The organism is Paenibacillus taiwanensis DSM 18679, assembly GCF_000425125.1.
In the GTDB taxonomy this organism is placed as follows: domain Bacteria; phylum Bacillota; class Bacilli; order Paenibacillales; family Paenibacillaceae; genus Paenibacillus_B; species Paenibacillus_B taiwanensis.
In genome coordinates, this window is record NZ_KE384307.1 from 119,477 (window position 1) to 142,972 (window position 23,496).

Here is a 23,496-nt window from a genome sequence, read left to right on the forward strand (position 1 = left end):
GGAGAGGGGAATTTTGGTGAAGTCTAGCAAATGGAATATGTTGAAGCGTAGTGTGGCTAGCGGCTTAATTGCACTAGTCGCCATGCTGGGGATCGTCGTACCTGTACAAGCAAATGAAGCGTCTGCTTCTGTACCACAAATTAGCCCGTGGTCGATCAAAGTTTTAAATGAGGGGGAGAAGTACGGCATATTCCCACTGACGTGGTATTATGACGGTACATTCCAGAAACCGATTACACAAGACAAGTTTCAATCTCTTATAGCAGCAACATCTTCAAAGTTGGATGCTTTGGCATTAACGAAAAAACATAGTTATGCTGCACCTAAAGTTACAGGAGTAATTACTAGAGAAACAGTTATGACTTCCGTATACAGTGTGTTGGCACAGTATGAATGGCCTGAGACGCTAGAAATGGATAAATACGAGCCAATTGCGTATTTGCAGACGAAAGGCATAATTAATGGAACAGGCAAAGGGCTTGATCTGAATAAGCCAAGCACGGTCGAACATGCAGCGGTTATAGCTAGCCGACTGGTGGAATATGCTTATGATGCTGTCGGAGGCGGGGCAAAAGGACTGCTTTGGAAAGCAACACACGGTAAAAATACAATGTATTTGCTAGGCTCTATTCACTTGGGTGATCCTGTAATGTATCCGATGCAAAAGAAAGTAAGAGATGCATTTAAACAATCGGATTCACTCTGGGTAGAGGTGGATTTGCAAGGGAATCCAGACGCACTGGCGAGCTTCACCCAATTGATGTCCTACACGGACGGTACAAAGTTGAGTGATCATATCTCAAAGGAAACGTACGAGAAATTACAGAAGGTACTCACTAAATTAAACTTGCCAAAAGAGGTATTTGATACGTTTAAGCCGTGGGCAATCTCCAACAATCTCTCGACGTCGATGATGTCAAGCTCTTCTGAGGAGTCGGTGCAAGCGGCTGCACTAGGTATTGATATGTACTTTACTTCCTCTGCCTTGTTAACGGGCAAGCCAATCCATGAACTTGAAGGATTAAAACTGCAAGGTGATCTCTTTAACAACGTGCCGGCTGCGGTGCAAGAGAAGGAACTGAATGAAGCGTTGGATCAGGTTCTAACACCGACGGGCAAATCGGACGAAATGCTAGCAATGTTTAAGGGATGGCAGAAGCAATGGGCCAAAGGTGAACTGGAGCAATTTACGAAGTCATTCACTAGCTCGGAAGAGATGGTGCAAAGCGAGCAGGCTCAGCGTTTGTTCGGTGAACGCGATACCAATATGGCGAAGAAATTGATGGAACTGCTGGACAAAGAAGGCTCTTCCACTCATTTTGTAGTTGTCGGTGCAGGCCATTTTGTTATTAAAGATATGATCATTGATCAATTAAAGGCCAAAGGTTACGATATACAGTTTGTGCAATAAACCAGCAAGCAAGAGAAGCTGCTCTACGTTATCCAAGATGACGAAGGGACGCTTCTCTTTTTTTGTTCATCCTATTTAGTAAGGTATAGTTGTACTCGTTTAGGGAATCATTTTAAATTGGTAGCAGGAGATAAAGGAGGCAGCACTTATGGAAACGTGGTCGTCAGAGCAGGCGAAAAATGCGGTTTTGTTTCTTAAACAGGAAGCGCGGCCGTTAGAAAAGGTGCTATATGAGTGGGAATTTGAAGCGGGTTCCGTTGATGCGGTTATAGAGCAGTTAGCTTTATTTCAAAATAAAGATCGTGGGTTTGGCCGTGCATTGGAGCCGGATATCCGAATGAACAATTCATCGGTTATCGCTACTACGGTCGCGCTGCAAACGATGTCATATGTGAAGCTGCCCGTAGAGCATCCATTAGCAGCCGATGCGATTACCTATTTGCTGGATGCATATCAGACGGGCAAGCAAGGATGGAACATCGTACCCGACGAGGTAGAGGAGCATCCACGTGCACCTTGGTGGGATTATCGCGATATTTACGATGGATGGGGGAATCCGAACTTGGAAATTGTCGGTTACCTTTATGAATTCCCTCACGTTGCGATGGAGTTCAGGGAGAAGATTACGGAACATGCCGTACAATATTTGTTGGATCGTTCGCCTTTGAACGAATTCCATGAGCTGCTGTGTACATTGCGGATGGCTGCTCGTTTGCCGAAGGAGGTACTGGAACACCTGCAACCACAGATTGAAACGATGGTAGAGCAATGTGTCGTTGTTGATCCAGAGGCTTGGGACGGATACTGCCTCACACCGCTGCAAGTTGCCGATAGTCCGGATTCTGCTTACTATGAACGATTCGCAGCTGTACTTCCCATGAATCTGGCGCATTTGATTCACCAGCAGCAGCCAGATGGATCGTGGCATCCCGCATGGTCATGGGGACAATACGAAGCAGATTGGCCGCAAGCGAAACGAGAATGGCAGGGAATTCTAACCCTTCAAGCGCTTCGTACCTTGCGTGCTTACGGGCTGCTAGTTCTACAATAAAAAACGCAAGACGAATGCTCTTCTCGTCTTGCGTTCTCGTAATAACGGTAACAGTGCAGCCTGCGATAGATACAGTTTCTACACAGATCAAGCTAGTTTTGACGCAGGTTGGCCTGATGCAGGTGAGCGAGCAGCTCCTTCATATCTGCGAACAAACGCGCAAGCACCTCTGGTGACTGGCCTGCCTGGCTGTACAGCGCGCTTGGTATGCAGCGCGCTTCCTCCTTGAGGGAGTGGCCGCGCTGCGTTAACGTAATAATTACTTTGCGTTCATCTGTTTTATCGCGCTGACGGCTCAACAAACCTTGCGTTTCCATACGCTTGAGGAGTGGTGTCAGCGTGCCTGAATCCAGATAGAGACGCTGTCCCAGCTCTTTGACAGTTATTCCATTTTGCTCCCACAATACAAGCAGGGTCAAATATTGCGGATAAGTCAGATCAAGCTTCTCCAGCAAGGGCCGATAGAGCTTGGTCATTTCTCGTGAAGCGGAATAAAGCATAAAGCACAATTGATGGTCCAAGACGAATTGCTCATCCGTAGCTGGAGTAAGCTTATTTTGTGTAAACTGTTGCATGATGAATGCCCCTTATAGCAGCTTTTCGATATCCTTTGCCAGCTTCGCGGGATTGGTTTGTGGCGCATAACGGTCTACTACCTCACCCTTGCGGTTAATTAAGAACTTAGTAAAGTTCCACTTGATATCGGAACCGAGCAGCCCTTTCTTAGCTTGTGTCAAATACGCAAACAAGGGAGCAGCCTGTTCCCCTTTTACATCTACCTTTGCATACATCGGGAAGTTAACCCCAAAATTCAGCTGACAGAACTCCATCGTTTCCTTCATATTATCAAATTCTTGATTGTTAAATTGATCGCAAGGGAAGCCTAAGACAACAAGTCCTTGTTCTTTATATTGCTCATAGAGTGCTTGCAGCTCCTTAAACTGCGGGGTAAATCCACATTTGCTTGCTGTATTGACGATTAGCAGCACTTTTCCGTTATAGTCGTTCATAGATTGCGTTTCGCCATCTGGTTTGTGAACGTGAATATCATAAATAGTAGACAAAATAACCTCTCCTTTTGCTTGAATATTTGAAATGCTCTTGATTGCATGTAATATGTATAGTATACACATAAATTGTTCTAAATTCAATTGTGCACAATTTAAAATGGATGCAGAGGGATCTACTCGAGCTCTCTCCATTTTAAAAAGGAGTTTAGCTCACTAGGGCGCAGCTAATCCCATAAAGGAGCCAGATGTGCAGGGGGTAGATGACGTAGAACATATATTTAGCCCCACGAGCCTGATATCCACGTTCTCCGTTGTATAACGCAAACAGTATAGTTGCTCCGCACATCATCCACTGGTAGTTGACATACAAAAGATTATCCCACGTAAATACTTCTGCCCAAGGCAATGCAGTCAGATCGAGTCCGATGTTAATCGTGAGGATAGTTAGTAGGTATGCAGCGATCAGCGATGACTTTCGGTCACGGAAAGTATAAAAAATAAATACGCTTGCTACACCAAGCAAGGAGGCTTCCGACATTAAACCCCCGATTGAAGCTAGTAGAATGAATACACTTCCGAGTTCTGTCCGACCGCTTGTTTGTGTCCATTCTAGTGCGGTGAGCTGAAGGAGGGCAAAAGCAAGCGACAGAAAGATGTTATTAAAGATCGGATATTGTGGATTCGGCCAGAGGAACATAAGAAGCTGACTTCCAATCGCCATTACCACAGCAGCTGTTAGCATTCTGCTGATGTAGCGTCTTCTGCTGCTTGTCTTGTAAAATCCCTCGACAACTAAGTAGAAGAATATTGGTGCTACGATGCGTCCTATCCAATTCATCCATACAGGCATACCTGGGATGAATTGATGGATATGATCTACAATCATAAGTATTAGACCAATTATTTTTAAATGGAAGCTGTTTAACCGCATTGCTAAAGCTCCTTTGCTGCGGATACGGCGTTGCGTACAAGTGTGACTGCACACGAGTCTGATAGCCGTTCGTCTTTTTCCCATCATAAAACGAATGACGACCGAGCTACAAGCCATGACGTATAGGGATAGTCCATTAACGCCGTTTGCGGCAACAGTACACAAATGCGGGGGGAAAGTTCCACAGCACAAATCGGATGCGTTCCATATCAAAACGTTCAGCAAGCATCGCTTTCATTTGTAAGGAATATTGGAACGTAATAAATAAGCCGTCAATGGCAAGTGCTGCATCGACCTCATCCAAAATCCGCTTGCGGAGCTCTACTGTGAACATAGCAAATGGAAGACCGCTAATGACCGCATCCAGCTCTTTCAAGCCCTCTCTTTTCATTATTCGGGTAAGTTGCGTGGCATCTTCTTCACATACGGCTTTGCTGTATTGCTGACATAAAACTGCTCTCATATCGGGGTCCTTCTCAAATATGAGCGCTTTTACCAGTTGGGGCTGACCCATAATATGACGCGTGAATACACCCGTCCCTGCACCAAGTTCGGCTACTCTAGTTACGTTGGTACTCCTTAGGCAGCATGTCATCGCAGTTGCGAGCGCCTCTGAGCTAGGTATGAGACTGCCGATCTCATGAGGGTGCCGTATAAATTTATAAAAAAAGGCAACTGTGTCTCGCCATACCTTACGTTTCTTTTGATTGCTGTCCATCCGCATTTTCAAACGGTTGTCCTCCAACTATAAGTGACATTGACATACTAGAACTAAAATGCTGCATTAGCTTAGCTTGTCACATGAACGTTCAGCTCATTCATGATTCGTTTGCACAAGGCACGGAGTAAGCGATTGTGCTGCTCAGGGGATAGAGTCGGATAGATGAAGGTGGCTCCAAATGGTGTAATAGCCTAAACTAGAGCCAGACGATTACTGTGTTACCCATTCCATTCAAAAGAGGTGCATATTATGGATTTGCAATTGCAAGGCAAAGTTGCTATCGTTCTGGCTTCCTCCAAGGGCTTAGGATACGCAGCTGCTGAGGAGCTAGCCAGAGAAGGCGCATTGGTTACGCTAGTGGGCAGACATGGTGCGTTAATACATGAGGCAGAGGCCCGAATATTGGCGCAAACCGGAAGCAAGGCTATTGTGGTTCAGGGAGACATTACAAGAGCGGAACATATTGAGCGCATCGTTGCTAGCACGCTGGAGCAGCGTGGACGCATTGATATTTTGATCAATAACTGCGGCGGACCGACACCAGGCACGTTTGATCAGCTTAGCGACGAGGCATGGCAACAAGGATTCGAGTTAACGCTGCTAAGTTATGTGCGCTCGATTCGTGCCGTTCTCCCTTACATGCGCAAGCAGCAATTTGGACGAATCGTAAACATGACCTCTAGCACACATAAGCAGCCAATTGAAGCTTTGATGCTGTCATCTACATTTCGTGTAGGTGTGCTTGGATTAGCCAAAACACTTGCGCCTGACTTGGCGCGGGATCAAATTCTGATCAACACAGTGGGACCTGGCAGATATGCGACGGATCGTGTAGTTCAACTGGACCAGCTGGTCGCAAATTGTGAAGGTGTTGATCCATCATTTATTGAGGAGCGGGAAAAAGCATTAATCCCTTTAGGGCGTTATGGTCAACCAGAGGAAATGGGAAGGTTGATTGCTTTTCTGGCTTCACCAGCAAATAGTTATATGACGGGACAAGCGTTTCTGGTAGATGGCGGGGCGGTACGTGCACTTTAATCTGGACATTAAACCAAGCTGACGCAGCATTTCTATGTTTGATGTTTGTTCGCATTTGCCCGAGCCGCCGTCAGGTCAACGATATGTGCTGCATGATATAATGAGGGATACGCGTGTGGGAAGGCTGCCTTTATTGGCGCATACGCTGCGATGACAACGTAGTTCAGATTAGATAGAAACGGGATGTATGTAGGGTATTCAGGCCAACATTTGCGATACATAACGTGCATCCACACGATTTCAACAATAGGAATGAATGTAGAACATAGGAAGTAAATACATCATGTGCGTGTAGTGGAAGGAGAACGTATGAAATCTTTAGTATTGGCAGAGAAACCCTCGGTAGCACGTGAAATTGCAAGGGTACTCGGTTGCAGCACGAAGCATAAAAGTTATATTGAAGGCCCTGATTATATTGTGACCTGGGCGCTCGGTCATCTGGTCGGGCTGGCGGAACCGGAGGATTATGATCGTAAGTATCAGCAATGGAAGCTGGAAGATCTTCCGATGCTGCCTGAGCGGATGAAGCTGACCGTATTACGTGAATCGGCACATCAATATAAGGCTGTGCAGCAGTTGTGCAAGCGTGGCGACGTAAAGGAGTTGATCGTAGCTACAGATGCGGCTCGTGAAGGAGAATTGCTTGCGCGCTGGATCATGCAGATGGCGAAGTGGAACAAGCCGTTTAAGCGGCTGTGGATCTCGTCTCAGACAGATAAAGCCATTCGTGAAGGATTCCGTAAGCTGAAGCCAGGAACAGACTTTGATCGGCTGTATGAGTCTGCTCGCTGTAGAGCGGAAGCGGATTGGCTGATCGGCCTAAATGTGACCCGAGCGCTGACCTGCAAGTTTGAGACCCCATTGTCAGCTGGTCGGGTTCAAACCCCAACATTGGGCATGCTGATGACCCGCGAGCGTGAAATCGCCAACTTTAGCTCGCAGGAATTTGATCTGCTTGTAGCGGATTGCGGTGGTTTTGAAGCGATGTGGCGTGGAAGCAGCGGAGACGCCCGAATGTTTGATTTGACACAAGCGCAGCAGAAGGCTGCGCAATTGTCAGGCAAGCAAGCTATAGTGAAGGAGATCAACAAAACGAAGAAGCAGGAGCCGCATCCGCTTGCTTATGATTTGACCGAACTACAGCGTGATGCGAATCGCAAATATGGCTTCTCGGCGAAGCAGACTTCTAATGTGCTGCAACGATTGTATGAACAGCATAAGGTAGTAACCTATCCCCGCACAGACAGCCGATATTTGTCTTCCGATATGGTTGGTACGCTAAAGGATCGGCTGGAGGGGATGGCTGTCGGTCCATACGCTGCGTTAGCTAAGCAGCTAAAACGGACGCAGTTAGTTGTCACCAAACGAATTGTAGACGACAGCAAAGTTACCGACCATCATGCGATTATTCCTACGGATGAGCCGCTTCGTTATTCACAGCTCACGAATGAAGAGCGCAAGCTGTATGATTTAATTGCTCGCCGATTCCTCTCTTTGTTTATGTCACCTGTGGTGTATGAACAAGTGTCGTTGTCTTTAGCAATTGGGAATGAGACTTTTACGGCCAAGGGGCGTACGACGCTGGATAACGGCTGGCGACAGGCGTATGACAACGATTGGCATGAACTAGACGAGGAACAGATTCATAAGGTGGAACAACGTGATCAAGAACGTCTGCCTCAATTACAGCAGAACGACAAAATTTCAGTGAAGCGTGTATATGCGCAGCGCGATCGCACGAAGCCGCCTGCCCGTTACACGGAGGCGACGTTATTAACACAGATGGAGAAGCACAGTCTGGGAACTCCCGCTACACGTGCGGATATTATCGAGAAGCTTATTTCGAGTGATACGATTGAGCGTGTTGGCAATCAGATGAAGCCGACAGGCAAAGGCAAGCAGTTGATTGAACTAGTATCCTCGGAACTGCGCACACCGGAATTAACAGCAAAGTGGGAGCAGGAGCTTGAACGTATCGCTCGTGGTGACCGTCGATCGGGTGACTTTATGGCCCACATCCGGCAGATGACCGAGCAATTGGTGAGGGGCGTGAAGCAGAGCGAGGCCGAATATAAACCTCACAACTTAACACACAGCCATTGTCCGGACTGTAATGCACGGCTGATGGAGCGTAAGACCAAACGAGGGAAAGTGCTCATTTGTTCTAGCAAAGAGTGCGAATATAAGCGTTCAGCGGAGAAGCAGTTATCTAATCGACGGTGTCCAACCTGTCATAAAAAGATGGAAATCAAGCAAGGGAAGGCCGGTAAATTTTTTCAATGTTTACCTTGTAATTTCGTGGAGAAACTGGACGCAAGCGGCGGAAAGTTGCGTAAGCACGAGGAGCGTAAGCTCGTACAGCAATTTAGCAAGCAGGAGTCGATTGGCTCTAACTTGGGCGACTTGTTAAAGGCTGCACTGGAAAAACAGCAATCGGAATAATGGGCAGTTCGTTGTTCGTAGTGGAGGGAGGGGACATCGTGAATATTGTTATTCTGGATGGTTATACCGTTAATCCCGGTGATTTGAGCTGGGAGATGATTCGATCAGCGGCGGCAGGCAAAGGGACACTTGATGAGGTTCGAATGGATGTATACGACAGAACAGCTCCGGACCAAATTGTGGCGCGAGCTCACGAGGCTAATATCGTTCTGACCAATAAGACAACACTTGGTCCCACAGAACTGGCCCAGTTGCCGAAGCTGCAATATATCGGTGTGTTGGCGACGGGGTACGATGTTGTGGATGTGCATGCTGCTAGGCAGCAAGGAATAGTTGTAACCAACGTGCCATCTTATGGTACTGATGCGGTCGCGCAGTACGTGATGGCGTTGCTACTCTCCTGGTGCCATCGCATTGAACGTCACGACGATGCCGTGAAGCGTGGCCGTTGGACCCGACAGCCTGATTTTAGTTTTTGGCTCTCCCCACAGGTGGAATTGGCAGGAAAAACATTTGGCATCATCGGTTTTGGTCGTATTGGACAGCAAGTGTCCCGATTAGCACACGCTTTTGGCATGCATGTACTCGTTTCGACCAGACGTCCGCCAGATGTGATGCTTTTTCCGCATGTTGAGGCGGTACCGCAAGAGGAACTGCTCTATCGCTCGGATTTCGTATCGCTCCACTGTCCACTAACTGCGGACACACGGGAAATGGTCGACCGGCATTTTATTGCGCAGATGAAATCTTCTGCGGTGTTGATCAACACGGCTCGCGGGCCACTCGTAAACGAACCCGATTTGGCGGATGCGCTTCAACAAGGACGGTTAGCCGCCGCTTTGTTGGATGTGCTGTCAGTAGAACCACCTGCTGAGGAGCAGATTATGCTACAGCAAGAAAAAGCTATCATCACCCCTCATATGGCATGGGCGGCACAAAATGCACGGCGGAGATTATTACAGATTGCGGCTGATAACATCCAGGCCTATTTGGTGGGAAGCCCTATCCACACAGTTGGCTAGCAGAATAGAGGATAGGCATTTGACCCTGTAATAGTAGTAACTACATAGCACTTTCATATCCAAAGCTTGAATTGGATGTGAAGGTGCTTTAGTTTGTTCCTAACCGCGAAATGTTCCAATCAACCCTAATTGTTTGCACATTTTGGTTTGAATCACATACAACTAAAACAGCTTTAAAATAGTGACATCGTCCACAATATGCAGCAGATGCCCTCGTAATCTGGCTCATCACTTATATCATTACTTCTATAGGACGTGTACGATCTTTTTGCTATAAGGGCTAGTAGTTTCATTTTCTAGCGTATTTGTCACCGGTTCATGTCCATTTCACAAATCTTTCACCTCCAATACCGTAACAAAAGACTCACATATCTTGTATAACTTTGTATGTATCGTTTGATTTCGACAGCAAGGGGGATCAAACTAGGAAACTAAGCTGGGGCGTCATTCCTGAGACTGGAACGCGCCCGTGCGCTATTTTTGACACAAACTAACAACGCGTGGAAATGATATCCTTGCATTTACAGTCATAAGCATATTTAGCTCTCCATTTAGTAACAACATTGTATTTCTTTTGTTGTCGAATCTAGTGCTCTTGTAATGAATCTGTCATTCCCATCTGGTAGAATTGAGATATAGTATATTGTCGAAAGCTATTTTTTTAGTCGAAACAAGTTTATAAAGGAAGTGAGCTGCAACATGGGAGGACGTAACGTCGTGTCGGTAGGCCGCCGACGTCAGCGAAGAAACAAGAAGTTAATAGGACGCACCATTTTATTGTTTTTGATCATAGCGATAGGAGTCGGCATTTATTCGCTAGGACAAAGTCTGTGGGGAACAACGGCTAACGCGGCTTCAGAGCAGAAGTCGACGGTTGTGACAGAGGTTGCGGTCATTGCAACGGCTGCAAAGGAGAAGCAATCGCCTACTTTATATAATGGCTTGAAGCGTAAAGTGGCTTATTTGACATTTGATGACGGGCCGAATAGTCACACAGGTGAGATTTTGGACGTATTAAAGCAGAATAATATTAAGGCAACGTTCTTTATGCTCGGTGATAACATGCGAGACAATCCGGATCAGGTTAAACGAATGTTTGAAGAAGGACACTACCCGGGACTGCACAGTATGACTCATAATTTTGCAAAGTTATACAAGAGCGGCAGCAGCAAAAATTTTATTGATGAATTTACAGAAGCACAGGGCATTGTAAAGGAAGTAACTGGATTTAATCCGATATTGATTCGTGCTCCTTATGGCAGTGCACCGCAGATTAAAGAAGGTTTCCGGACCGATATTGCTAACGCTGGCTTTAAGATGTGGGACTGGACGCTGGATACATTGGACTGGAAATATGCGAACAATCCATCTGCAATTTTGGCGCAAGTGAAGGCTACATTAACAGAGGATACTGAAGTGATATTGATGCATGATCGGAAGCAAACGCTGAACCAATTGCAGCAAGTCATCGATTATATTCGTTCGGAAGGCTATGAATTTGAAGTGTACAACCCGAATGCTCATTTTGTATGTAATTTCCACAAAGATGAGCGTCTTTAATCGGGATAGGAGGGAACAAGTTTGACAGCTATGAAGAAGTTGGTCGCAACGACGGCTATGATGCTATCACTTGTCGTTGCGCTTGCAGGCTGCGGTACGGCACCGACACAGCAGTTGTTTGATGCAATCGAGAAGGCATCTGCATTAGAGACGACAGTACCTGCTTCCTTTGAGCAGTTAAAGCTGCTTGAAGCGAAGGATCAGAACCAATATGGTAATATTTTGACTAATGGTGCACAGAGCAACGCTAACGTGAAGGCACTTATTGAGAATACGTCCAAGGCTTTAGAGGATCGTCAGAAGGCACTTGATGATGCGAAGCTTCAGCTGGATGCAGGCTACAAGCTGGCTTCTGATTTTACGAAGTCGGCAGATAAGCTAAAGGATGAGCAGTTGAAGAAGCAGGCGGATGAAGTCATTACCGCATATACGAAACGATATGAAACATTCCAAACACTGCACAAACAGTATTCGCAATGGATTGCAGCGGAGAAATCGGTATATGAGGCGCTAAAAACGTCGGATACAAGCATCAAATCGATTCAAGAATCAGTTGCAGCTCGCAATCAAGTATTTCAGCAGGTTGAACAACTGAAACAGCAATTTAATGATTTTACGAAACAATTTAATGAAAAAAAGCAGACGTTTTATACAGCAGCGGGTATTCAACCTACACAAGTCGTTTCTTCAGGAGCAGCGGAAGAGAAGGCGAATGAAGGGTGAATACCCTTCTTTTTTTGGGTTATGGATAGCTGTGCAATCGAAGTATTGTCGCCTACTTTACCAAAAGAAATAATTTTTATGCTGTTTAGGTCCTAAAACACTTGATTATATGTGTCATTCCCTTGATAATATTTTTAATCCCTACATTAACGTAATACTTTTACCTATATTACCTACACCTCGTGATACACTTCTGAGACCTATCTTCCAGATATACACACCATGTTGCCTGATGTTGTTAGTTTATAGTTACTCATTTCCTACATAACGAAAGTTTCACCGTTTTAACTATTACATTGCAAAGATGAGGAATGTGCAATGAACAACATTAAAGTGCTGCTATTAGAGGACGATCCGGCATGGGGAAGTGTATTACTTGCTCAAATGGAGAAGGAAGCCGACATTCAGCTTATTTCGGTGTGCACATCAAGGGAAGCTGCGCTAGCGCTATACGCGCAGGAGCGTGTGGACGTAATCTTGATGGATATTCAGCTAGATTATAATAAGCAGGACAGTATTGATACTATTTTAGATCTTTATTACTATGACAGGAACGCTAAAATAATCGTATTATCCGGCTGCATCGAACCAGAACTAGTAGCCGAAGTGTTCATCAACGGTGCTTACAATTACATCCTCAAGGACAACTATCTTGACATTCCACTAGCCATTCGAGAAGCTTACGGCAATCATTCGAGTATTCACGCGTCTGCCTCAAACATTTTACGAGAGCAGATGAGAAGGACTTATCGTGAAATTTTGATCAATAAGCTCAGTTTAGACGATAAAGATTTGCTACAATATTTTGACAGAGGGCTTAATTTTTCTCAAATCGCAGACAAAAAAGTGATGGAGCTTCAGTCGGTGCGCAACAAATTTCAACGAATCGCAAAAAAATTAGGATGGCGAACAAATAACTCCAAAAAACTGGTGGACAAAGCTAAAAAAATGGGGCTTTTCTAATCAATGATGGAATTTAAAGTGGGGACGGAACGTAATTCATGAGATATCGAATTCACTGGCAGATCGTATTACAGCTTACGATCTCGCTAGTCGTAGTGTTTGTTCTGTTGTTTTTATGGATCTATGAGGTGGCAAGGGTCACATATGTAGATTATGCGGTTTCCAGTAAACATCACCAAGTAAGTTCCCTTGCCACTAAAGTAGACCAGTTTATCGCACATAACATTACGATCGTGGAGCATTATGGAAGAAGTATAGAGCACTTGTATGATAGACCCGATCATCGTCAACGAATTACGCATGTGACTCGAAATTTAATGGAGACAGAGCAGAACCATATTCAAGGTTATTGGTTTACTTACGACTCCGCTTATCGAGATCAAGGTAAAGGCTGTATTAGATATTTTAGAAACAACAGTGTCGTACGAAATAACTCCCAAGACCTCACAAAATCAAATGATGCAGATCCTTCTCAACCTCAGAATAAAGATCATCCAGATTATGATTTTTACTTCGGCGCAAAGCGAACCGGCAAAACCTACGTTACTTCACCTTATATTGATCCCTATATATACACTCCTATGATTTCAGTCAGCAGTCCTGTATATGATAATCAGCAACAATTGATTGGAGTTGCGGGAATGAATCTGTTGCTGGATGAAGTGAATCAGCTTGCAGCACAGTTAACAGAGCACCAGCAGGGCTACACGTTGATTATACGGAAAGACGGCGGGGTGATTTATCAGCGAGATACTGAGCTGGCAATGAATTTAAATGTATATCAGAACTATGATGCTGACTTTGTCAGGTTATATAACGACATCATGGCCAACCAGCTTAAACATAATTTAACACCGGTAAATAGAAATGGGATGTACTTTATTTCGGCTCATATTCCTTCCGCGGATTGGTCGTTAATTGTTGCCGTTCCTGAGCGAGTGATCGAGCGTAACCTTATTTATATTTTGCTAGGGTGCACGGCCATTTTGCTAGCTTTAATTGTGCTGTGTTACATCATAGTTAGAACATGGGTCCGTAGATCGGTATCACATCCGCTATCTCAAATAACAGAATGCATAGAAGCGGTGTCTAAAGGGGATTTCACGCAGCGGATAACTGTTCAAGCCCCCAATGAAATCGGACAATTGGCAACACGTTTGAACGAGATGATAGAAAATTTGCAGACGAGGGATCGTATGGAGGAAGAATTGAAGCGGATTAGCTCGTTTCAACTCATTGGCCAGATGGCCTCCACGATGGGCAATGAAGTCCGGCATCCCTTACACTCTATTCGACTGTGTCTTCATTTTCTAAGCTTGAAGCCGCAATATGCGGAGGATGCGCGTTATTTTCAGATGATGATGGAGGAAGTCGAGCGCATGGATGCAATGCTGACCGAGTATTTGCTGCTTACGCAGCAAAAGGTGCCGGAGTTAAAGCAACACAGCTTAAACGCGGTCCTCTATCAGATGAATCCTTTGTTACAGGCTTTAGCCTCAGAATATGGACAAAGCGTGCTTTTAGAGTTGCAGCCAGTACCCGACATTCCATTAGACGTTGCGGAAATTAGAAAATTAATTCATCATTTGGTACGTAACAGCATCGAGGCAATGGATGAAGGGGGAACGGTGTACATTCGAACGACGAAGACAGCTGATGGTGTGAACTTAATGATTGAGGATCAAGGAAGAGGGATTGAAGGCCACATTTTAGAACAACTGGGAACTCCCTTCTTAACGACCAAAGAAAATGGCTCGGGACTCGGTCTCCCTATTTGCCTAAGCATTTTGAATCGACATGGAGCCCACTTGGAAGTGCAGTCAAGTAATGATCACACACGATTTCATATACGTTTCCCAGGTCCTGATGACTGTACTTGATAATTAAAACGGTATCATACTCAATAATTTGAGTATTTTTTTTTGATAGACCAACAATTAAGTTGATAATAATTAAAGATTCGCCAAAATGTGATAGAAGGAGTTGACCTATGAAAGCGTTAGAGAAGTCTCTCATTTTGCTGGATAGTTATAAGTCAACCTTGAGTGACAGGGAGACTATTGCCGCCATCAACCAAGTCAAAAGATTGTTCGACTCCTTGTTTGCAGAGGCCTTGCATGTGACGCTTGTCCCTTCTCCGCTCTTTGTCCCTTCTTATACGGGCATTAATGATCAACTAAATGGAACGGAACAGCCGGTTTCATTTACAGCACCAGACGTAGGAGAATCGCCGATGGAACTGCTTCATTCTTTGGCGAAATGGAAACGTATGGCTTTGCAGCGTCTAGGTTTTGAGCCAGGTGAAGGTTTATACACCGACATGAACGCTATTCGGCGGGATGAGGTCGTAGATAGCTTGCATTCTATCTACGTGGACCAATGGGATTGGGAGAAAGTTATTACTGTGAAGGAGCGAAATCTCGACTTTCTTCAGGATACCGTTCAGCGTATTTACGGTGTGCTGCGGACGATCGGCAAGGAAATAACTGAGGCATATCCACAGTTGCAGCTTGAAATGCCGGAGGACATTTATTTTGTGACAACACAGGAACTTGAGGATATGTATCCTACTTTTACGCCTAAACAACGTGAGGATGCTTATGCAAAAGAAAAAGGTGCGATTTTTGTAATGCAGATTGGTGGTCTGTTGAAGTCAGGCCTCAAACATGACGGAAGATCACCGGATTACGATGATTGGTCGCTTAACGGCGATATTATTTTATGGAATCCGCTCTTGGAAATCGCTTTTGAAGTGTCTTCGATGGGGATTAGAGTGGATGCAGCTACCTTGAAGGCGCAGCTGCTTGCAGCCGGATGTCCGGAGCGTGCTGAACTTGCTTTTCACCGTGCACTGCTTGAGGGGCAGCTTCCCTATACAATTGGTGGCGGTATAGGCAAGTCTCGCTTATGTATGTTTTTGTTAAATAAAGCTCATATCGGTGAGGTACAGGTGTCGGTGTGGCCGCAGCATGTAATTGAATCGTGTAAGCAAGCGAATATTCATCTGCTGCCTGTATAGGTCATGCGGGGCAGACGAGCTAACGAATGATATCGTATATCCGATATGACAGCAGTATGAGCATCCTGTGTCTGTACTAGAGCAGGATGCTTTTTGTTGGACCAGGACAGCTACATTGACTGTCCTGCGCCAAAAACATCCCCCTCACAAAAGGGGGATGCAGGAATAAGCAATGCTGTTGGGAGCGGCAGCTTGTCAGGCCAATAGACGATCAGCCCCACGTATTGGCTACGATCTCAGCTACGATCATAAATACGACGTAGGAGACGATGGCCGAAATAATATAGCTGACGCCACTCTTTACTCTTTGTTGAAATAAACGTACGACGCCCAAGCTTATTAAAGGACAAACGATGAGCAAGAAAAATAGCACCGTAACAAACAACTGCGGGCTAATGTCGCTAATATTGACGTAGGTCATACTTTCCACCTCTTGTATCGCAATCCAGAATTCAGGCGTAACGCCGCCTTTTGAGTGTGATGTAGATCACACGAACGTATACACATTATTATAAACTTACAACCAATCCTAGTGCTGCTTTTTTTTCGTCCATTTTGCGTCAATTTTTTGGATTAATAGTGACAAATCTGGAAGAATGCAAGGAAAACCGCGCGTTTCGTTCAAACAAAATCAATTACATTTTTAGTCAACTGCTAGTATGATAATGCTATAATATAGGTTATGGCATAAATCAATTAGAGTCGTTGTCTGAGGAGGAGAAATCATGCGTTATATGATCGGCATGGATTTGGGCGGGACGAATATTGTATGTGGATTGGTGAACGAACATTATGAGTTAGTTGAAAAAATAAAAGCACCTACGGAAGCGGCGCTTGGCAGTGAGCATGTGCTGACCAAGATGGCCGATATGATCGGCGAAGTGCTCGCCAAGGCGGGGGTAGATCGCCAAGATTTGATTGCGGTTGGCGCAGGCTGTCCGGGATTTATTGATCCGGTGCGTGGTGTAACCGTCTTCGCCTCAAACCTGAAGTGGACGAACGTTGAGGTGTCGCGGATATTAGGGGACAAAGTAGGGGTTCCCGTATTTATCGATAATGACGTGCGGATGTACATATTTGGTGAAGCGATGAGTGGTGCAGGGCGTGGTGCAAAAGTAGTGCATGGTGTCACAATCGGTACGGGGCTTGCGGCTGCGACAGTCGTTAACGAGGAGCTTTATTATGGTGGCAATTTTATGGCGGGTGAGCTTGGTCATGTAGCCGTTGACGGGGAAAAGACGCCATGTGGCTGCGGTCTGGTAGGCTGTCTGGAAACAGTTGTTTCAGCAACCGGTATCGTGCGACAAGCCCGTGAAGCGTTGGATGCAGGCAAAGACAGCTTGCTGCGTGCTGCTTATGAGCAAGGCACCTTGTCGGCTGCTGATGTGTCAGCAGCATATGATGAAGGGGACGCGCTCGCGCAGGAAATAATGGAGCATACGGGGAAAGTGCTGGGCAAAGGCTTGGCCTATTCGATCACATTGTATAGTCCGGACGTAGTCGTTATTGGTGGTGGCGCATCGCTGGCAGGAGAACGTCTGCTTGCCCCTGTTCGCGAAACTTTAAAATCGATGGTGTATCACGGTTATCTTGATCGTCTGACGATTCGTCAAGGGGAGCTTATTGATGATGGCGGCGTGATTGGCAGTGCGGCGTTTGCAAAAAGTCGGGTAGAGAAATGCTCTAATGCACCTTATAAGGATGCAACTCACGTCTAATCGAATATACACGAGGAAGGAGGACCTTTACCTTTCATGTCCAATCGTATACCGGAACAAAGCACGGCAACAAATGAATCGTGCCATGTGACAGATCAATTGTTGGCAGAGCGGATCGTGGCCATCTTTCGTGGATACACTGGCAATCAGGCGGATGAAGCGGCGGCAGCCTTAATTCGGGGTGGTATCCGACTTTTGGAGGTAACGATGAATACGGAAGGCGCTCCGGCCATTATCGACAGATGGCGGCAACGTTATGAAGCAAAAGCATATATAGGGGCTGGAACGGTGCTGGATGTGGAGATGGCCCGTGAAGCTATCGCGAGTGGTGCACAGTTTTTGATCTCACCAAACTTGGATGAAGCGGTAATGGAATATGCCTCTGCACGAGGGATTGAGGTCTGGCCAGGTGTGTTTACACCTACCGAGATGGTGCGTGCATGGAAGGCGGGGGCTAAGGCACTGAAGCTATTTCCATTAGGCGCCCTCGGGCCTGAGTATATCCGTGAGGTGAGAGGCCCGCTTGCCGACATTCCGATTTTGGCAACGGGAGGCATCGATCTTGGAAACGCAGCCGCTTATTGGGCTGCGGGGGCGTCAGCGTTTGGCCTCGGCTCTAAGCTTGCGCGTGCCGATTATATTCACAATGGCCAGTTCGATAAGCTGGAGGAGCACGCGAGACATTGGGTACAGACGGTGCAGTCGTTTTAAGACGAGATAGCAATAGCATGCAGAGGGCTGTCATAATGTCGCCCCTACTAAGCTTGCATACTAGAATAAAGTTATATTGTAAAGTGAAATGAGAAGGATTATGTTACATTAAATTCCATGTTACAATAGTTGTGAGAAGCAAGCGTGAATATTATGTATCCCTTATAGCGTTAGGGTGAACGTACTGAAGCTACGGCAAGGCGCAAGGCTGATGAATCAGATGGAATAGAGGAGGCGTTGACGTGAACATGATCACGATCGTCATTATTGTGGCGGCCATATTGCTTTTAGCATGCTGGAGTGCAATCTGGTGGCTTGCTGCCAAGAGTCAGTCTCCTCGCCGAGCCCCGATTCATCGTAAGCCGGAGCAGCGTTATGATACCGTTACGTTTGAGGGGAAGGCACAGTTGACGGGGTGGCTGATCTGGCCAGACCCAATCCAGCATCCATTACGTGACGAGCAGGAGCGGTATCCCGCAATTGTCATTTCTCACGGATGGGGATCTAACCGGGCGCGCGTGCTTCGATACGCGAATCGATTGGCAGACGCGGGATATGTCCTGCTGCTGTACGATGTGACCAGTCACGGGGAAAGCGAAGCAGTCAAAGCGCCTTCTGCCCTGCTGTTTCGTGACGATATAATGGCTGCCGTACAATATTTGCGCAGGCGCCCTGAGATTGATCCTGCACGTATCGGTGTTCTCGGGCATTCATTGGGCGGTTTTGGCACACTTCTGGCGCTTGATGAAGGACTGGAAGTAGCGGCAATCGTCACGGATTCGATGCCATCCAGACCATTTACGATGGTGGCCGCCGAATTGAGAAGACGCAAGCTGCCATTATTCCCGCTTGCGTGGATGATTCCTCGTATATGGCTTTGGCGAGCGCGTATTCCAAGGGCAGATTATGATGGTTTGAATCTAGCATCAACCCTCGGCAATAATGCGCAGAAAGGTGATGCGCAAGTTCCCGTGCTCATGGTGCATTCCAATGGAGATACATTTATTCCAGTAACAGAATTAACGGGAACGATCCAACGGTTGTCATATGAGCAGCCACATGTGCTTGTAGATACACCAGGGCATAGCTGTTCCGAGCAGGATGAGCGTTTTTGGGACGCGGTGCTGCCATTTTACGAGACGTATGTGAGAGACAGACAAGCAGCGACATAACCATATAATAGAATTGATTAAGCGGGTTGACCTAAGCAACACTGAAGGTCAACCCGCTTTTGTTTGCCCAATGTAAGATGAGTAAGGCGGTTATTTATTTTTATTTTACAATAATTCACATTCATACATCACGCATAGAGAGGAATAATGCGCTCCTGTTGAGCAATGCCTATGGTTCTGTCGAGCGATGCTTATGGAAAAGTCAGATGATCTAAATGCTGCTATCTCTAAATTATTTTTAGTCATTTCACGTCTTGATTCGCCAAATAGTTGGAATACCGGGCTGCTCGAATATGTCATTGTAATGCGTGCAAGAAGCGGCATACGTTGCGCCTTGACAGTCAATGTCGAGTGGGAGCGAACAACAGCGAAAGGCATTCGTGTCAACATTTCCATAACTAGACAGTGTTCTCACATGAGCTATGGTACCATTCTTATCACCGCAGCCGAAAAGGGCTTGTCAGTACCGGAGGTGATCGTATTGGATGGGCGAGTGTATCTGCAACATGTTGGTCAAGCCCCTGAGCATGAGGGCGTGCAGCTTAGACGAGTTCGACCGAAACGAGGATGGAGGCGGGTGGTGCGTGGACTGCTAGTTACTGTTTTGCTGTTTCTGTTTGTTGTGCAAACTATAACGTGGTCCACAGCAGAAGCGGAATCTGCCAAAATGAGCTTTAGTGAAACGACCACTATGAGGCAGTGGATGACGGAACGGTTGGCAGAGCGAGAAGGGCTGTTTACATTTAAATATAGTGGAGATACAGGGAAACTGACTGCAAATTTGTCTGAAGCTATGAATGTTGCGCTTCACTCGGACCCCTTTATTCGTTACAATGTCAGCCGGTATTCTTTTCATTGGAAAGGGACAGAACAGTCTGCTTTGGTTACAGTAACAGTTGAATACCGTGAAACGTACGCGGAGTCTTTATATGTCCGCCAAGAGGCCAAAAGAATTGTGAAAGAACTGCTGTCTGCTAAAATGTCCGACTATGAGACGGTGAAGAAGCTTCATGATTATGTCGTACTTCATGTGGCCTATGATGAGAGCTTGAACAAGTTTACTGCATACGAGGCATTAGTTGACAAGAAGACCGTTTGTCAAGGTTATGCGTTGTTGATGCAGGCCTTGCTGGAAGAAGCAGACATTCCAAGCATTGTGCTTGAAGGGCAGGCTGGTGGCACCTTACATGCTTGGAACGTCGTACAGGTGGATGGACTGTGGTATCATCTCGATACGACATGGGACGATCCGGTGCCTGATCAGAAGGATGGGCTTCGACATACGTATTTTTTACTGTCAGATGAAGAGATGAAGGTGGATCACCGATGGGATGTATTAAAGGCTCCCCGTGCTGACAAAGCTTTTTCTATAAAATAGGGGCGACAAGTGCGGAAGAAAGTGTGAGCTATGACTTGTAGGGAAGAGGCAGTGATAAAAGCAGAGCCTAACACAGAAGCCCCAGCCGCTCAAAAGAGCATGTTCGAATTGACATGCTGCTAGAGCAGTTGAGGCTTTTTGGATGGTATGCGAGTAAGAAATGGCATGGCAGTATGAAACGCCAGCAATGTTATTCTTCTATGCTGACTATTCTTGTTTGAGGTAGCGCTTATCTTTCAAGAACAGCTTCCAAAACAGTATAAATACAGGAATAAGCAGTATCGTGCTGACGGTATAACCAATTAGGAGTGAGCGAAACATGGCCGGATTGGTGATACCTGATTCTAGTGTAACATAAGGATACAGAATATAAGGCAGATGTGCTCTGCCATATGCAAAGCTGGCAATCGCATACTGGATTGCCACACAGATTACTGTAATACGTGTTCGTCCAATAGAACCGTCTGCTCGTTTCACGAACAAGAACACGTAGCCGACAGCAAACGCAGCGATGGACAGCAGGAACCATAACATTTCGTGCTTCAGGTTCTCGACGAGCCAAGAGGCTTCCACTGGCATAGACCATGTAACGAGCAGTGCCGTCAGCAAATTAAGCGGTCCGAAGATGACCGCGAGACGACGATAGACACGATACGTGGAGGCATCGTGTGCCTCTTGTGCATAATCCGCCAGAAACAAGGCGGAGAAGAACAGTTCAGTCGCATAACCGAAGGCGAGATGCGCATACAACGTAGGGCTTTTTAGCAGGGCACCGTAATCTAAGGCCAAGCCACCATCTGGCAATTCCTCTACAAAGCCGCCTAGTGTAACGGCCAGTACACCAACAAGCAGGCCAGGAATAAGCAAACCCGTTATACCTGATATAATCCGAAGCGTGCGGCCGTATTTGGATACGGAATACGCATACACCATAAATGCGCTTCGTATGGTCAACAGGACAAGCACAAGGCAGACAGGGACGAGCAGCAGGGAAGCGAGTGAATAGGTAGCTCCCGGAAAAAAGCCCACCAGTGCCACTACAAACAACACCAGAAATGTATTTGTCACTTTCCAGGAGGGTGACAAGAAATTGTTAGCGACTACAGCAGCACGCGCATCCTTATCGTTACTATCACGACCGAACAGCATAGACCAGAAGCCCGCTCCAAAATCGACGGACCCAAGCAGTGAGTAAATAAACAAAAATACCCATAGAATGGTAATGGCAATAGTAGCGTCTGTCATAGGGTGGCCTCCTTGTGCTCAGGCAATTCAGATGACACGGGATGACGTTTGAAATAAAATCGCATAACAAGTGAAGTCAGAATAAGCAGCAGCACGTATACAGACACAAACAGTATGAATAGAGTGCCCATGCTGTCGCTCTTTAGTGCAGCCTCCGACGTCCGTTGTACATGATAAATGGTCCAGGGTTGTCTAGCAGAGCAGCTAAAGATCCAGCCAATCTCAATGCCGAGCAGCGATAGGGGGCCTGTCAATGAAAATATATACACGGCCCAGCGCGGAAATTGCCGTCCTGTTTTCCGATAGCGGAAATGCCAAAACACCGCAAACATAGCGAGTGCCAGCAGGCCAAATCCGATGCCTACCATCAAGTTAAACAACGTATGGACGAAAAGTGGCGGCCAGTCTTCGCGCGGAATTTCGTTTAACCCTTTTACTTCGGTATCAAAAGAGTTTCCTGCCAAAAAGCTGAGAAATCCAGGGAGTTCGATGCCATACTTTACCGTCTGCGTGTCTGCATCCACGATGCCGCCGATCAGCAGCGGCGCATGTGTTGTCGTCTCGAACAGTGCCTCGGCTGCGGCCAGCTTCTCAGGATTGTTGCGGTGCAGCGCTTGGGCTGTCTCATGGCCGTTAATGGCCGTGAGGAGTGACATGAGCAAGCCAATGACGATCCCTAACATCAGTCCTTTACGATGATAGGCGATCACACGAGCTTGTTGATTACGCTTCAACAAATAATAAGCGGCACTAGTCACAACAAAAAAAGCACCCGTCATATAGCCGGTAGTGAGCACGTGCTGCGCTGAAGTGAAAAAGCTAGGGTTAAAGAACGCGGCCCACGGATCAACATCTGTAATTTGACCATTTATGAGTTTAAATCCTGTAGGTGTATTCATCCAAGCTTGTGCGTCGGTAATTAGAACGGCTGATGCACTGGCGCCAACCATAACAAAGAAGACACTTAACAACCGCAGGCCGTTTGAAAGCCTGTCAGCTGCGTAAATGTAAATGGCCATAAACAAGGCTTCAAAGAAAAAAGCCCACATCTCAATCTGGAAAGGCAGCGCGATCACTTGTCCTACAATTTCCATAAATCCAGGCCAAAGCAGCGCCAACATAACACCAACAATAGTGCCAGAGGGAATCGCAACCCCAAGCAGTATACCAAGCGCTTTTGTCCAACGTCGGGCAAGAATTGCGTAGTCTCGGTCTTTACGCCTCCAGTACATGATTTCCGCACACACAATCATAAGGGGCAGTCCTACGCCTAGCGTAGCAAATATAATATGAAAGGCCATTGAGGTGCCAAATAAGGCACGAGCCATCGTTACTGCATCCACGTCAATATCAACCATCCTTCCGCCATTTTCCAATCGTC

At 46.3% G+C, this 23,496-nt stretch carries 21 protein-coding genes; 14 read left to right on the forward strand and 7 right to left on the reverse strand.

The features are described from left to right. Positions 1-16: 16 nt before the first annotated feature. Together H509_RS0114460 and H509_RS0114465 are read left to right on the forward strand one after the other, a co-directional pair. On the forward strand, positions 17-1,411 hold the full coding sequence (locus tag H509_RS0114460) for a TraB/GumN family protein (protein ID WP_028545714.1): 1,395 nt from the start codon (positions 17-19) through the stop codon (positions 1,409-1,411). A 148-nt stretch (positions 1,412-1,559) separates the two neighbouring features. After that, on the forward strand, positions 1,560-2,462 hold the full coding sequence (locus H509_RS0114465) for a hypothetical protein (RefSeq protein WP_028545715.1): 903 nt from the start codon (positions 1,560-1,562) through the stop codon (positions 2,460-2,462). A gap of 92 nt (positions 2,463-2,554) precedes the next feature. On the opposite strand, the gene H509_RS0114470 is transcribed toward H509_RS0114465, so the two are convergent. The 4 genes from H509_RS0114470 to H509_RS0114485 form a co-directional block, all read right to left on the reverse strand. Continuing rightward, positions 2,555-3,037, reverse strand: coding sequence for a MarR family winged helix-turn-helix transcriptional regulator (locus H509_RS0114470; protein WP_051287174.1), 483 nt, complete (start codon positions 3,035-3,037; stop codon positions 2,555-2,557). 12 nt (positions 3,038-3,049) lie between these two features. Continuing rightward, positions 3,050-3,526, reverse strand: a complete 477-nt coding sequence (locus H509_RS0114475; protein ID WP_028545717.1) for a glutathione peroxidase — start codon at positions 3,524-3,526, stop codon at positions 3,050-3,052. A 151-nt stretch (positions 3,527-3,677) separates the two neighbouring features. Continuing rightward, complete coding sequence (locus tag H509_RS0114480) at positions 3,678-4,403, reverse strand: TraX family protein (RefSeq protein WP_028545718.1); 726 nt, start codon at positions 4,401-4,403, stop codon at positions 3,678-3,680. Positions 4,404-4,539: 136 nt separating this feature from the next. Beyond that, the gene (locus tag H509_RS0114485; RefSeq protein WP_028545719.1) at positions 4,540-5,127 is read right to left on the reverse strand and encodes a class I SAM-dependent methyltransferase; all 588 of its coding nucleotides are present in this window, start codon (positions 5,125-5,127) and stop codon (positions 4,540-4,542) included. 246 nt (positions 5,128-5,373) lie between these two features. On the opposite strand from H509_RS0114485, the gene H509_RS0114490 reads away from it, so the two are divergent. From H509_RS0114490 to asnA, 8 genes are all read left to right on the forward strand, one after another. Beyond that, a complete protein-coding gene (locus H509_RS0114490; protein WP_028545720.1) occupies positions 5,374-6,162 on the forward strand; it encodes an SDR family oxidoreductase in 789 nt (262 codons plus the stop codon). A gap of 309 nt (positions 6,163-6,471) precedes the next feature. Beyond that, complete coding sequence (locus tag H509_RS0114495) at positions 6,472-8,604, forward strand: DNA topoisomerase III (RefSeq protein WP_028545721.1); 2,133 nt, start codon at positions 6,472-6,474, stop codon at positions 8,602-8,604. Positions 8,605-8,642: 38 nt separating this feature from the next. Further along, positions 8,643-9,626, forward strand: coding sequence for a D-2-hydroxyacid dehydrogenase (locus H509_RS0114500; protein ID WP_028545722.1), 984 nt, complete (start codon positions 8,643-8,645; stop codon positions 9,624-9,626). 699 nt (positions 9,627-10,325) lie between these two features. Further along, a complete protein-coding gene (locus tag H509_RS0114505) occupies positions 10,326-11,186 on the forward strand; it encodes a polysaccharide deacetylase family protein (RefSeq protein ID WP_051287176.1) in 861 nt (286 codons plus the stop codon). 30 nt (positions 11,187-11,216) lie between these two features. Next, on the forward strand, positions 11,217-11,909 hold the full coding sequence (locus tag H509_RS0114510) for a YkyA family protein (RefSeq protein WP_036697822.1): 693 nt from the start codon (positions 11,217-11,219) through the stop codon (positions 11,907-11,909). Positions 11,910-12,227: 318 nt separating this feature from the next. Continuing rightward, positions 12,228-12,872: a response regulator gene (locus tag H509_RS0114515; RefSeq protein WP_028545725.1), complete on the forward strand. Its 645-nt coding sequence runs from the start codon at positions 12,228-12,230 to the stop codon at positions 12,870-12,872. Between the two features lie 38 nt (positions 12,873-12,910). Then, the gene (locus tag H509_RS26835; protein WP_051287178.1) at positions 12,911-14,752 is read left to right on the forward strand and encodes a sensor histidine kinase; all 1,842 of its coding nucleotides are present in this window, start codon (positions 12,911-12,913) and stop codon (positions 14,750-14,752) included. A 110-nt stretch (positions 14,753-14,862) separates the two neighbouring features. Continuing rightward, entirely contained in the window at positions 14,863-15,891 is a 1,029-nt protein-coding gene (gene asnA / locus H509_RS0114525) for an aspartate--ammonia ligase (protein WP_028545726.1), read from the forward strand. Positions 15,892-16,102: 211 nt separating this feature from the next. Here asnA and H509_RS0114530 read toward each other — a convergent pair whose 3' ends face one another. Continuing rightward, the gene (locus tag H509_RS0114530) at positions 16,103-16,312 is read right to left on the reverse strand and encodes a hypothetical protein (RefSeq protein WP_028545727.1); all 210 of its coding nucleotides are present in this window, start codon (positions 16,310-16,312) and stop codon (positions 16,103-16,105) included. Positions 16,313-16,616: 304 nt separating this feature from the next. Between H509_RS0114530 and H509_RS25425 the strand changes: the two genes are divergently transcribed. From H509_RS25425 to H509_RS25435, 4 genes are all read left to right on the forward strand, one after another. Next, the gene (locus H509_RS25425) at positions 16,617-17,609 is read left to right on the forward strand and encodes an ROK family protein (RefSeq protein WP_036697562.1); all 993 of its coding nucleotides are present in this window, start codon (positions 16,617-16,619) and stop codon (positions 17,607-17,609) included. A gap of 36 nt (positions 17,610-17,645) precedes the next feature. Continuing rightward, positions 17,646-18,320 (forward strand): bifunctional 4-hydroxy-2-oxoglutarate aldolase/2-dehydro-3-deoxy-phosphogluconate aldolase, encoded by a 675-nt coding sequence (locus H509_RS0114540; protein WP_051287180.1) that lies wholly within the window; start codon positions 17,646-17,648, stop codon positions 18,318-18,320. A 248-nt stretch (positions 18,321-18,568) separates the two neighbouring features. After that, positions 18,569-19,492, forward strand: coding sequence for an alpha/beta hydrolase (locus tag H509_RS25430; protein WP_084159264.1), 924 nt, complete (start codon positions 18,569-18,571; stop codon positions 19,490-19,492). 193 nt (positions 19,493-19,685) lie between these two features. Next, positions 19,686-20,870 (forward strand): transglutaminase domain-containing protein, encoded by a 1,185-nt coding sequence (locus tag H509_RS25435; protein WP_051287184.1) that lies wholly within the window; start codon positions 19,686-19,688, stop codon positions 20,868-20,870. Between the two features lie 207 nt (positions 20,871-21,077). Here H509_RS25435 and H509_RS0114555 read toward each other — a convergent pair whose 3' ends face one another. Further along, positions 21,078-22,115 (reverse strand): cytochrome d ubiquinol oxidase subunit II, encoded by a 1,038-nt coding sequence (locus tag H509_RS0114555; RefSeq protein ID WP_028545729.1) that lies wholly within the window; start codon positions 22,113-22,115, stop codon positions 21,078-21,080. Further along, the gene (locus H509_RS0114560; protein ID WP_028545730.1) at positions 22,112-23,458 is read right to left on the reverse strand and encodes a cytochrome ubiquinol oxidase subunit I; all 1,347 of its coding nucleotides are present in this window, start codon (positions 23,456-23,458) and stop codon (positions 22,112-22,114) included. The genes H509_RS0114555 and H509_RS0114560 overlap by 4 nt, the downstream gene beginning before the upstream one ends. Positions 23,459-23,496: the final 38 nt, after the last annotated feature.

Coding starts and splice junctions, on each gene's coding strand:
- H509_RS0114465 (WP_028545715.1), top strand. CDS start 1,560: ATGGAAACGTGGTCGTCAGAGCAGGCGAAAAATGCGGTTTTGTTTCTT.
- H509_RS0114470 (WP_051287174.1), bottom strand. CDS start 3,037: ATGCAACAGTTTACACAAAATAAGCTTACTCCAGCTACGGATGAGCAA.
- H509_RS0114480 (WP_028545718.1), bottom strand. CDS start 4,403: ATGCGGTTAAACAGCTTCCATTTAAAAATAATTGGTCTAATACTTATG.
- H509_RS0114485 (WP_028545719.1), bottom strand. CDS start 5,127: ATGCGGATGGACAGCAATCAAAAGAAACGTAAGGTATGGCGAGACACA.
- H509_RS0114490 (WP_028545720.1), top strand. CDS start 5,374: ATGGATTTGCAATTGCAAGGCAAAGTTGCTATCGTTCTGGCTTCCTCC.
- H509_RS0114495 (WP_028545721.1), top strand. CDS start 6,472: ATGAAATCTTTAGTATTGGCAGAGAAACCCTCGGTAGCACGTGAAATT.
- H509_RS0114505 (WP_051287176.1), top strand. CDS start 10,326: ATGGGAGGACGTAACGTCGTGTCGGTAGGCCGCCGACGTCAGCGAAGA.
- H509_RS0114510 (WP_036697822.1), top strand. CDS start 11,217: ATGAAGAAGTTGGTCGCAACGACGGCTATGATGCTATCACTTGTCGTT.
- H509_RS0114515 (WP_028545725.1), top strand. CDS start 12,228: ATGAACAACATTAAAGTGCTGCTATTAGAGGACGATCCGGCATGGGGA.
- H509_RS26835 (WP_051287178.1), top strand. CDS start 12,911: ATGAGATATCGAATTCACTGGCAGATCGTATTACAGCTTACGATCTCG.
- asnA (WP_028545726.1), top strand. CDS start 14,863: ATGAAAGCGTTAGAGAAGTCTCTCATTTTGCTGGATAGTTATAAGTCA.
- H509_RS0114530 (WP_028545727.1), bottom strand. CDS start 16,312: ATGACCTACGTCAATATTAGCGACATTAGCCCGCAGTTGTTTGTTACG.
- H509_RS25425 (WP_036697562.1), top strand. CDS start 16,617: ATGCGTTATATGATCGGCATGGATTTGGGCGGGACGAATATTGTATGT.
- H509_RS0114540 (WP_051287180.1), top strand. CDS start 17,646: ATGTCCAATCGTATACCGGAACAAAGCACGGCAACAAATGAATCGTGC.
- H509_RS25430 (WP_084159264.1), top strand. CDS start 18,569: ATGATCACGATCGTCATTATTGTGGCGGCCATATTGCTTTTAGCATGC.
- H509_RS25435 (WP_051287184.1), top strand. CDS start 19,686: ATGGAAAAGTCAGATGATCTAAATGCTGCTATCTCTAAATTATTTTTA.
- H509_RS0114555 (WP_028545729.1), bottom strand. CDS start 22,115: ATGACAGACGCTACTATTGCCATTACCATTCTATGGGTATTTTTGTTT.